We start from the raw sequence: 11901 nt of genomic DNA on the forward strand, positions 1-11901 counted from the left end.
TCCTGCTCAACCACACGGGGGATGTTCCATGCTGCTTTTCATCGAGTCCATACGGACCGGCACGGGAATGTCCCATGTGGCATGGGCGGTCGAGAACGGCATCGACACCGCCTACATCACTGACCAGCCGCTGGAGGCCGCGAAGGCGCGGCACTGTGGCGAGGTCGTCGAGGAACTCGAACGCCGGGGGCGGGTCTTCCAGGTTCCCTCCACCATGACCGCCGACGTTCCCTCCGAACTCGTCGACCGGATCCGCGAGGCGGGCGGTCCGACCGGCGTCGTCTGTCTGCTGGACCGGAGCGTGGAGTTCGCCGCGGTGCTGGCCGAGCGGCTCGGGGTCCCGTACCCCAGCCCGGACGCGGTCCGCACTATCCGCGACAAGCGCTCGGCGCGCCGGTTCTACAGCGAGGTCGGGGTCCCGAACCTTCGCTGGTGCGCCCCCGAGAGCGCGGAGCAACTGGTCGAATTCAGCGAGCAGTTGGACGTCCCCGTGGTGCTCAAGAACAGTCGCGGGGCGGGCAGCTTCAACGTCACGCTGGTCCGGACCGCCGAGGAGGCGGTCACTGCCTTCGCCAAACTCAGCGCCGACGTCCCGTTCTTCGGCGGCGGGCTGCTGGCCGAGGAGTACGTCCGCGGCCCCCTCTACAGCCTGGAGACCCTGATCACCGGAGGCCGCTGTCACCACCTGGGGGTCACGGACCGCCAGATCGGCCCCAACCCCGACTTCTGCGAGGTTTCCTACAGCTTCCCCGTGCAGGTGCCGACGTCGGTCGGGGACCGCATGCGGCGTACCGTCGAGACCTGTGTCACCGCCCTGGACATCGAACAAGGCATGCTCCACACCGAGTTCGCCGTGATGGGCGACGACGACATCGTGATCATCGAGATCAACATCCGGCCTCCGGGCGCCGGGATCCCGCTGATGATGAACGACTGCCTGGAAAGCCCGCTCCCCAAGATCCTCGCCGCCTCGGCGCTCGGCACCGAGCTGCCGTCCCTGAAACAGAACGGCCGGGCGTCCACCACCATGACGGTCTACCCGCCGGTGAGGGGCAAGCTCAGCGCCCTGCACGGCGTCGAGGAGGCCGTGCGTGCTCCGTTCGTCGCCCAGGTCCTGCCCGGCGCGCAGATCGGCGAAGAGGTGTTCCCGCCCATCGACTACCGCGGCGCGCTGTGCCAGATCCGCACCGTTGCCGACTCGGCGAACCTGTCCTACAACGCGGCCGTGGCCGCCGCGCGCGACATCTGGGCGGAGGTGGAGTGATGACGCAGACGGCGGACACGTGCCGCTTCGTCCCCGTACCGCGGCCGAGCGCACCGAAGGACGGCCGGCCGGAGCCCCACCGGGCCTGCTGACCCAGCTCCGCGCGAACCCGGCACCCGGCCCGTACCGGGACGCCATCCCCACGAGATCTCCGGCTGCCGTGCCCGGGCAACCGGGCGCCTCGGTGCGGGCGCAGATCACCGGCCGGGTGTCCCGGCGCGTACGGCGCCGCGTGATGAAGCGGCCCGCCACCGAGCACGACGGCCGCCCGGGACCCGGGCCGGCCTGCCCCCTCCTGACCACCGCTGCGCGCAATCACGCCTTCCCGAAAGGGAATTGAGGTCCGTCGTGCCACCGGGCGCGACACGAACGACAAGGATGAACCATGTCGCAAACGTCAACCGCGACCAAGCTGAACGTGCGCCCGGCCGCGGGCTACATCGGCGCGTACATCGACGGCATCGACCTGAAGGCCGAACTCGACGACGCCACGCTCGGGGAACTGCGCCAGGCCCTGCACACGTACAAGGCGCTGTTCTTCCGCGACCAGCACCTCGACCACGCCTCGCACGTCGCCTTCGCGCAGCGCTTCGGCCCGCTCGCGGTACGCGCCCGGATCCAGGACACCGACGATCTCAACCCGTTCCCGCAGATCCTGACGATCTCCCCGCAGCTCGACAAGAAGCTGGTGGGCGCCGACTACGAGGCGGTGTTCCGCAGCAAGTGGGTGTCCAGCATCAGCGGCTGGCACGTTGACGCCTCGCAGGTGGTGAACCCGCCGGCGATCGCGTTCCTGCGCGCGGACGAGGTCCCGCCGTTCGGCGGTGACACACACTGGACGAACCTGGTGGCCGCCTACGAGGGTCTCTCCGAGCCGATCCGGAACATGATCGACGGGCTCCAGGCCCTGCACACCTTCTGGCCGGCCCAGCAGCTGGACCCGCGGAACCCGGTCGAGAAGAAGGCACTCGACATGATCGGGAACGAGCGTGAGGCTGTGCACCCGGTGGTGCGCGTTCACCCGGAGACCGGCGAGAAGGCCCTGTTCGTCAACCCGTCGCGTACCGCCCGCATCCTGGGCATGAACCCGGTCGAGAGCCGTCGGATCCTCGACCTGCTCTTCGAGGAGATGACCCGCCCGCAGTACACCTGCCGCCTCGCCTGGGAGCCGGGATCGGTCGCGGTGTGGGACAACCGGTCCACCGCGCACCTGGCCGCCGCCGACATCGACCACCTCACCGAGGAGGGTCACGTCCGCATCATGCACCGGACGTCGACCGTCGGTGACGTCCCCGTCGGCCCGGACGGCTTCACCTCGTACGCGCTGGCGGGCGTGCCGCTGGTCGAGCCGAAGACGGACAACGACGAGGCGCCCGCGCAGGAAGCTCGGTGAGCACGGCCCGGACTGTGGTCGTGGCCGCGGCGCCTGCGGTCGTCCCCGGGTCGCTGACCCAGGCGACCGAAGCCGCCGCGGCCTTCGACCGCTACCCACAGTACCGGGCCGGAATGCGCTGGATGGAGGAGTTCGTCACCCAGCCGCACCCCGACCTGGGCCGGCCCGGGGCGGTCTGTCCGCGGCTCGCGCCCGCCATCCGCGCCAACACGGTTTGGCTGGTCGCGCTCACCGCGCACGGAACGTCCCCCGCCGACGCCGCCGAGGCGGGCCGGCTGCTGCTCGACCTGTTCGAGGAGGTCGCCGCCGGGCCGCACCGGTCGACCACCGCTCTGCTCGGCTTCTTTCCCGGCCTGCCGGACGAGCAGGCGGCCGGCTTCATCGACGGCGGGCACGGCCTGCTGCGGTCCGAGGCCGTCGAACGCGGCCTGATGCTCGGGGAGTTCCACGCGGACAGCACCGTCGGCGGTGTACACAACCGGGCTTTCCCGGTGATGCAGTGCCCGGAGCCGATGTTCGCCGTCCGTGCCATGACTCCTCACGACCTGCTGTTCGCCGATCAGCCCGGCACCCCGCCGGCCGACCGGCTCAGCTACCTCCTGGCGTACCAGCGGCACATCGGCACCCGGCTCAGCTCGGCGGCGCGGGAAGGCGTCGAGGCCAAGGTGAGTGCCGCCCGTCAAGCACTTTCATCGGGAGAGTCATCGTGACCCTGCATCCCCCTGCCGCCCTTGCCGAGCCGACGCTCGCCGCGGCTCTGGAGACTGCCTACCACGCACACCGGACCTCGGACGCGGTCGTCACCGCGTCCGGGTCGCTGACCTACCAGGACCTGGCCGAGAAGGCACACGCCGTCACCGCCGGCGTGCGTGCTGCGGGCCCCACCCTGTCCGCCCCGACGAGGCAGGCCCCCATCGTGGCCGTGGTCCTTGAGCGCTCGCCCGAGTTCGTCGCCACTGTGCTGGGCGTGCTCGCCGCCGGGGCTGTGTACCTGCCGCTCGACCCGGACGCGCCGGACGCCTTCCTGCGCGATGTGTTCGCCGAGGCCCGGCCGGCGCTGGTCGTCACCACCGCCGACCGGGCCGCCCGGCTGCGCGAGCACACGACCGCGCCGGTACGGGCGTACCAGGACCTGACCGCTCAGCAACCGGCGGCTCCGGCCACGGACGCGGCGGTCGACCCTTCCCGGCCGGCGTACGTGATCTACACCTCCGGCTCGACCGGCGCGCCCAAGGGCGTGCTGGTCCCGCACAGCGCGCTGCTGAACTCCACAGCGGCGCGTGCCGACCGGTTCGGCGCGGCCGGCCGGGTGCTGCTGCTGCACTCGCCGGCGTTCGACCTCACCACCGGTGTCCTGTTCTGGACGCTGCTGACCGGCGGCACCCTGATCATCGACTCGGCCGGCCTCACCGACGTCGCCCGGACCGTCGACCTGGTGCACGAGCACCGCGTCACGCAGCTGATCTACCCGGCGTCGCTGTACAGCGTCTTCCTCGATCGCTCCGCGAGCCGGCCCCCCACCACCCTCAAGGCCGTCGGCGTCGGCAGCGAGCGGTGGAGCCCCGCGGTGATCGAGCGGCACGCCCGCCTGTTGCCGGACACCTCCCTGTTCAACGAGTTCGGCCCGACCGAGGCGTGCGTCGTCTCCAGCTACGGCCTGGTCCACGACGCCGCGACAGGTCAGCAGACGCCGATGACCATCGGCCGGCCGGTACGCAACACCGGCTACCTCCTCCTCGACGCGGACGGCCGGCCCACCACCGGCGTCGGCGAACTGGTCATCACCGGCGCCAACCTCGCGCTCGGCTACCTCAACCGCCCGGAACTGACCGCCGAGCGGTTCGTCACCGTCGACGGCGAGCGCGCCTACCGGACCGGTGACCTCGTTCAGCAGGACCCCTCCGGCTCCTTCGTGTTCCTGGAGCGCGCCGACCGGCAGGTGCAGGTCGGCGGGCACCGTGTGGAACCGGGCCATGTCGAGTCCGTGCTGATGGAGCACCCCCGCATCCTCCAGACCCACGTCACCGGACGTGCCGCCGCCTCGGCCTCCGGGTCGACCTCGCTCGTCGCCTACCTGGTGCCGGTGCCGGACGCGGGCCCCGGCCCGTCGGCTCCCGGATCCGGTGCCGACGGTGCCGACGAGGCGTCACTTCTCGCCGACTGCGACCGCTATCTGCGTGAACGGGTTCCGGCGTACCTCGTCCCCTCCGCATACGTCGTGATTCACGAACTGCCCCGGACCGCGGCCGGGAAGATCGACCAGGCGCGGCTGCCCGACCCGGCCGCCACCCCGGCCGGCGCCCGGCCGGCGGACACCCTGGAAGAGCAGCTGGCGGCCGCGGCCTCGACCATCCTCGGCGTGCCGGACGTTCCGGTGGACCGGTCACTGCTGATGCTGGGTGCGAACTCGCTGGTCCTGATCCAGCTCGCCGCCGTCGTCGCCGGCGAGTATGCCGTCGACCTTCCGGTCAGCGCCCTGTTCGCCACCCCGACCATCACGGACATCGCCGCCCTGGTCCGTGCCGGGGCCCCGGCCGACCGTCCGCGGATCGAGCCCGGTGCCGCGCCCACCGAGACCGGCCCGGACGGTGCCGCCGGCTACCCGCTCAGCGGGCAGCAGGAGCAGATCTGGGTCCTGACCCAGCTGACCCCGGACGCGCTCGCGTACAACACCCAGTTCTCCCTGCGGATGCACGGCCCGGTGGACATCACCGCGCTGCAGCGGGCGCTGTCGCACATCGTGGCCCGGCACGAGATCCTGCGCTCCACCTTCCACGACGGATCCAACGGGCCGATCCAGGTCGTCCACGAGCCCTGGCAGGCGAAGGTCGAGGTTATCGACCTCACCGGCCTGCCCGAGCAGGACCGCGACGCGGAACTCACGGCCCGCATGAGCGCCGAGGTCGCCGTCGGCTTCGACGTCGCCACCCTGCCGCTGGTGCGCTGGAAGCTGTTCCGCCTCGCCCCCGACGAGTGGCGGCTGCTGCAGGTCGAGCACCACTTTGCGCACGACGGCTGGTCCGCCCAGCTGTTCCTGGTCGAGCTCCGCGACGCCTACGACGCGATCGTCGCCGGTCGGCAGCCGCAGCTGCCGGTGCTGCCCGTGCAGTACCGGGACTTCGCCGTCTGGCACCACGCCTGGCGCAGCAGCGGTGACTACGCCGACCAGGTCGCGTACTGGCGTCACGAGCTGTCCGGCTGCCCCCGCGACGGCGCGACGTTCGCCGCGGACCGCTCCCGGCCGGTGGCCCGGTCGTACCGCGGCGGCCGGCTGAGCGCGCACATCCCGGCCGAGGTCATGAACGGCCTCGACGAGCTGGCCACCCGGCACGAGGTGAGCCGTTTCGCGGTGTTCCTGTCGGCGTTCGCGCTGCAGGTGTGGCAGCACACCGGCGAGGGGGACATCGTCCTCGGGTCGGCGCTGGTCAACCGCCGCCAGCCCGGCACGGACCGGCTCCTCGGGATGTTCGTCAACGCGCTTCCGCTGCGCGTGCGCATCGACCCGGCCGGTTCGCTGAGCGAGCTCCTGCGCGCGACGATGAACGTCGTGCTCGGCGCGCAGGACCATCAGGAACTGCCGCTGCTCGACCTGCTGGCCCATCTGGACCTGCCGCGCGACCCCGGCCGGAACCCGCTGTTCAACCTGATGTTCGCGTTCCACGACACCCCGCGGCCGCACCTGCGGATGGGGCCGGTGCAGGCGAGCCTGGTCATCGAGCACAACGCGTCCGCCAAGGGCGACATCAACGTGGTGTGCGTACCCGACCCGCGCCTGCCCGACGGGAGCGGACTCGGCGGGATGACCATCCTGTGGGAGTACGACACCGACCTGTTCGACGAGGGCACGGCCCATGAACTCCTCGACGGGTTCGAAACGGTGCTGGGCCTGCTGTCACGCGCGGCGGACGCGCCGGTCCGCGAACTGGATCTGCTGGGTGCCGCGCGGACGCGGCAGGTCCTGGCCATGAGCACCGGCCCGGCCGACGAGGTGCCGTTCGGCACTCTGCACGCAGGCTTCGCGGCCGCGGTGGCCGACCGCCCGGACGCGGTCGCCCTTGAGCACGCCGGCTCGTCGTGGACGTACCGTCAGCTCGACCGGCACGCCCGGGACCTCCAGCAGCGGCTCACCGGGGCGGGGCTGACGGCCGGCGCGGTCGTCGCGATCACCTGCCCCGCTGGCCTCGGTCTGGTCGCGGCGGTCCTGGCCACGCTGCGGGCCGGCGCACTCTACGTGTGCGTCGACCCGGCGCAGCCCCCGGCCAGAACCAGCGCGATGTACGAGGACGCAGCCCCGAGCGTCGTCGTCGCCGACCGCGCGGTCCTGGCCGGTGCGGCGCCGTCCGGCGCGCCCGCGGGTGTGCCCGTGGTGTACGCAGGTGACCTGCCCGACGGCACGGCACCGGACACCAGCGCCCCCGCCGACGCGGACGTCCTTCCGACCGACGGTGCGTACCTCGTCTACACCTCGGGCTCCACCGGGACCCCGAAGGCGGTCCTGACCAGCCACGCCAACGCGTGCGCCGCGGTGCACGCCCGTACCGGGTACCTCCAGGCGGCGGGCAAGGACGCCGGTGCGCCGGTCAAGACCCTGATCACGCTTCCGGTGATCTTCGACGTCGCACCGCACATGATGCTGTGGACGCTGTGGTCGGGCGGCACCATCGTGCTCCCGGACACCGCCGACCACGCCCGGGACCCCGACCGCATCCGTGCGCTCATCGAGCAGTGCGAGGTCACGCACGTCAACTTCACCGCGTCGTTCTACCGGCAGCTGGTGCGGACCCTGCCGGTCGGCCGGCAGTCGCGGCTTCGGGTGGTGGCGATCGGCGGCGAGGCATGCAGCCCGGACGACATCCGCGAACACGCCGTCCGCGTGCCCGACGCGGCTCTGGACAACGAGTACGGCCCGACCGAGGGCACCGTCTGGTGCTCCGCCGAGCGCCTGCACCCGGCGGCCCCCGGCGCGGAGACGCGGGTCAGCGTCGGTGGGCCGCTGGCCAACTACCGCATGGTGGTGCTGGATCAGGACGGGCGCCTGCTGCCCGCCGGCGCCGTCGGCGAGCTGTACATCGGCGGCCCCGGGGTGGCCGTCGGCTACCACCGCCGCCCCGAGCTGACCGCTGAGCGGTTCCCTGTCCCGGCGACCGGACCGCTCGCGGGGCAGCGCCTGTACCGGACCGGTGACCGGGTCCGGCTGCGGGCCGGGAGGTTCGAGATCCTCGGACGCCTCGACGACCAGGTGAAGATCCGCGGGTTCCGCGTAGAGCTCGGCGAGGTCACCGCCGTTCTGCTGAAGCACCCGGACGTCGCCGACGCGGCGGTGCTGCTGGGGGAGTCCGGCGGTACGCAGCGCCTGATCGCGTACGTCGCCGCCCCGGCCGGCGGCGCCGTCGGTCCGGAGCACCTGCGTGAGTGGGCGGCACAGCGGTTGCCGTCGTACATGCTTCCGGCCTCCTTCGTGCTCATGGACCGGCTTCCGCGTACATCCACCGGAAAGATCCAGGCGTCGCAGCTGCCGGAACCGCCGGAGCAGACCGGTTCGGGCCCGGCGGCCGAGCCGGAGACGCCCCGTCAGCGCCTGCTGTTGCAGGTGTGGCGGGACACCCTCCGGCAGCCGCACACGGGCCTCGACGACGACTTCTTCGCCCGCGGCGGCGACTCGCTGCAGGCGATTCGGGCCGCGGCACGGGCCCGGGCCCTCGGCGTGGAAGTGAGCGTCGCGGATCTGCTGACCGCACCGACCGTCCGCGCTCTGGACCACCTGATCACCCACCGCCCCGACAGCGGCGTCGTCACGGTGACCGAACGCCGTCCCGGCGGGACCGTGCTGCCGCTCACGGCGATCCAGGGCTGGTTCTTCGACCAGCGTTTCGCCGACCCGGACCACTTCCACCAGGCCCGCCTGTTCGAGATGGCCAACGACGGCGACTCGGAGACCCTGCGCGCGGCATTGGGCTGGGTGATCGGCCGTCACGACGCGTTCCGTACCCGGTTCGCCCGCGACGGGGACACCTGGAGGGCCGTCCTCGACGAGGCAGCCGGTGACCTGCTGAGCGAGCACACGGTGCCGGACGGCGAGCAGCCGCCCGAGCAGCGGCTCGACGCCCTACTGCGCGGTCTGCACCGTCAGATCGACATCGCGGGCGGCCGGCTGGCGGACTTCGCGCTGGTGCGCGACCCGGGCAGCGCCCGTACCTGGGTGTACCTGATCGCGCACCACCTGATCGTCGACGTGGTGTCCTGGCAGATTCTCACCGACGACATCGGGTGGGCTCACCGGGCGTTGCGGGAGGGCCGGTCCCTGCCCGACGGTGCGGCACCGGGCATCCCCGCCGAGGCCACCGCGGCACCCGCCCCCGAGACGCACTGGGAAACGCTGGCCAAGGCGCACAAGCCGGTGCTCTCCGGCGCCGGGACGGCCGCCGCGGCGGCCGGAGCCGGAGACCGGATCCGGGTGAGCTCCCGCCTGTCGCAGCGGGTCGCCACGTACCTGGGGCAGGAGACCCGTCGGATGCACGACATCGGCGCCCAGCCGGTCCTGCTGGCGGCGCTGCACCGCGCCCTGGCCCCGCACAGCGACAGCGCGGACCTGTACGTGTGGCTGGAGGGGCACGGCCGGACCCAGTCCGGCGAGGGCGGCCCGGAGAACGCGGTCGGCTGGCTGACCTCGCTCTACCCGGCGCTGCTCACCGACCTCGACGCGGACCCGGCTCGCCTCGTCGACGCTGCGGCCGCCGTCGATCGGCAGCTCGCCGCGGTACCGGACGTCGGTACGGGCTTCGGCCGGGCGCGTTACCTGCACCCGGACTCGCCGCTCGGCCGGCAGCTGGGCTCCATCGCATCGCCCCAGGTCACGTTCAACTACCTCGGGGGGCACCAACCGCCCGCCAGCGACAACGTGCTGAGGCCGGCCGCAGCTCCGGAGGCGGCGACCATCGCCCCCGCCAACGTGCTGCCGACCCCGCTCGATGTGACGGTCGCCCCGGCCGCGGACGGCACGGTGGTCTGTCGGCTGTCCGTCGACCCGGCGCTGCTGTCCGCCGAGGAGGCGGCGCAGGTCGCCGACCGGTTCGCCGACGAGGTGGAGCGCGCCGCCCGGGTGGTCCCGCTCACCACCGCGCCGCTCGACCGGCCCGCGCGCACGCTGTTCATGATTCACCCGGTCGACGGGCGGATCGACTGGTACGCGCCGATGGCCGGTGTGCTCGGCCGTGGCTGGGACTGCTACGGCCTGCCGCACGACCACACCTGCGAGGGCACGACGATGCAGGCGCTGGCCCGCCGCTACCTGGACCAGATCCGCGCGGCGAAGCCCTCCGGCCCGTACACCCTGGCGGGCTGGTGCATGGGTGCGCCGCTGATCTATGAGATCGCGCGCCAGGCACACACGGACGGCGACGGCGACCGCATCGACGACCTGATCGTGATGGACCCGACGCCGGCCGATCCGCCGGCGAACCCGGACGCCGCCCTGGTCGACCACGCACACGTCGAGCTCCCGCACCAGACGAAGCCCACGATCGCCGAGGCGCTCGCCGCGACCCGGCAGCTGCCGATCCCGGAGCGTGCCGCGGCGCTCGTCGACCTGCTCGGCCCGGCCGGGCCGGGGATCCCCGACCACCAGCTGCTCGGCAAGCTGCGGATGCGGCTGAGCTTCCACGCGGCGATGGACGCGTGGAAGCCCACCGGGCAGGTGCCGCGGCTGACGATGTGCCTGCCCGAGGCTGTCACGGCGGGCCACGAGAACGCCCCTGAGGGCTGGCATCCGCTGGGCGCCACCGTGGCCGTCACCACGATCCCGGGCGATCACGTCAGCATGCTCAGCGCCGGTGAACTCCACCAGGCCGTGGACCCGGCGGCCGCCGGCCGTCCGCAGAAAACCGAGGAGGGCTCGTGACCACGACACCCGAGGTCCGCACGCTGCGCCCCGGCATCTGGCCCGCCACGGCCGAACAGGGCCCGGACGGGGTGCTGAGCATCGGCGGCGTACCGGTGACGGACATAGCCGAGCGGTACGGAACACCCGCGTACGTCTTCGACGAGGCCGACTTCAGGGAACGCTGCACCACCTTCCGTGAGGCATTCCACGACTTCGACGTCTATTACGCGGGCAAGGCGTTCCTCACACGCACCAGCGCCCGCATCGCCGAGGAGACCGGCCTGAGCCTGGACGTCTGCACGGAGGGCGAACTCGCCTACGCCAAGGCCGTGGACTTCCCGGCCGAGCGTGTCCTGCTGCACGGCAACAACAAGTCGGAGGCGGACCTGGCCGCGGCCCTCGCGTACGGAGTCGGGCGCATCGTCGTCGACTCCGTCGAGGAACTCGACCGCCTTGAGGAACTGGTGCCGCGCTTTCCCGGCAGCAGGCCCGGAGTGCTGCTGCGGGTCACGGTGGGCGTGCAGGCCGACACCCACGCGCACATCGCCACCGCGCACGAGGACCAGAAGTTTGGATTCTCGCTGGTCAGCGGCGACGCCGAGCAGGCGGTGCGCCGAGTGGCGGACAGCGGCCTGCTCGAACTGCGTGGTCTGCACAGCCACATCGGCTCGCAGATCCTCGGCACGGCCGGCTTCGAGGCCGCTGCCAAGCGGCTGGCCGAGCTGCGTGCCCGGCTGGCCCAGGACGGCATCGAACTGCCCGAGCTCGATCTCGGCGGCGGCTTCGGCATCGCCTACACCGAGCACGACGTGCCCACTCCGGCCAAGGAGATGGCCGACAGTCTGCGGGCCGTAGTGGAGAAGGAATGCGCCGCGCTCGGGGTGTCGATGCCGCGCCTGGCCATCGAGCCGGGCCGCGCCATCGCCGGTCCGGCGGGGGTGACGCTCTACCGGGTCGGCACGGTCAAGCACCGTGAGGGCATCCGCACCTTCGTCGCGGTCGACGGCGGCATGAGCGACAACGTGCGCACCGCGCTGTACGACGCCACGTACTCCGTGCAGCTCGCGGGGCGCGTCTCGGACGCACCTCCCACGCTGGTCCGCGTCGTCGGCAAGCACTGCGACGCCGGGGACGTGGTGGTGCGCGAGGACCACCTGCCGTCCGACGTCCGGGCCGGCGACCTGCTCGCGGTTCCGGGCACCGGCGCGTACTGCCGCAGCCTCGCGCACAACTACAACCAGATCCCGAGACCGCCCGTGATCGCGGTGGCCGAGGGCCGTTCGCGCGAGATCGTGCGCCGCGAGACGGTCGAAGACCTGATGCGCCTCGACGTCGGCTGATCAACAGCCCGCCACGGCGGCCCCG

At 72.3% G+C, this 11901-nt stretch carries 5 protein-coding genes; all 5 read left to right on the forward strand.

The genetic code is table 11. The annotated features are described in order from the left end of the window. Positions 1 to 28: 28 nt before the first annotated feature. A complete protein-coding gene (locus OG413_RS11090) occupies positions 29 to 1264 on the forward strand; it encodes an ATP-grasp domain-containing protein (RefSeq protein WP_266804702.1) in 1236 nt (411 codons plus the stop codon). A 385-nt stretch (positions 1265 to 1649) separates the two neighbouring features. Next, positions 1650 to 2657 carry a TauD/TfdA family dioxygenase gene (locus tag OG413_RS11095; protein WP_266804703.1) on the forward strand — a complete coding sequence of 336 codons (1008 nt, stop codon included), beginning with the start codon at positions 1650 to 1652 and terminating at the stop codon, positions 2655 to 2657. After that, positions 2654 to 3367, forward strand: coding sequence for a DUF6875 domain-containing protein (locus tag OG413_RS11100; protein WP_266804704.1), 714 nt, complete (start codon positions 2654 to 2656; stop codon positions 3365 to 3367). The genes OG413_RS11095 and OG413_RS11100 overlap by 4 nt, the downstream gene beginning before the upstream one ends. Then, a complete protein-coding gene (locus OG413_RS11105; RefSeq protein WP_266804705.1) occupies positions 3364 to 10554 on the forward strand; it encodes a non-ribosomal peptide synthetase in 7191 nt (2396 codons plus the stop codon). The genes OG413_RS11100 and OG413_RS11105 overlap by 4 nt, the downstream gene beginning before the upstream one ends. Continuing rightward, positions 10551 to 11876, forward strand: coding sequence for a diaminopimelate decarboxylase (lysA, locus tag OG413_RS11110; RefSeq protein WP_266804707.1), 1326 nt, complete (start codon positions 10551 to 10553; stop codon positions 11874 to 11876). The genes OG413_RS11105 and lysA overlap by 4 nt, the downstream gene beginning before the upstream one ends. Positions 11877 to 11901: the final 25 nt, after the last annotated feature.

The sequence above is a fragment of the Streptomyces sp. NBC_01433 genome, assembly GCF_026340105.1.
Taxonomy (GTDB): domain Bacteria; phylum Actinomycetota; class Actinomycetes; order Streptomycetales; family Streptomycetaceae; genus Streptomyces.

Bases quoted from the DNA above. Each gene is read 5' to 3' on its own strand.
- OG413_RS11095 (WP_266804703.1), top strand. From the start codon at position 1,650: ATGTCGCAAACGTCAACCGCGACCAAGCTGAACGTGCGCCCGGCCGCG.
- OG413_RS11090 (WP_266804702.1), top strand. From the start codon at position 29: ATGCTGCTTTTCATCGAGTCCATACGGACCGGCACGGGAATGTCCCAT.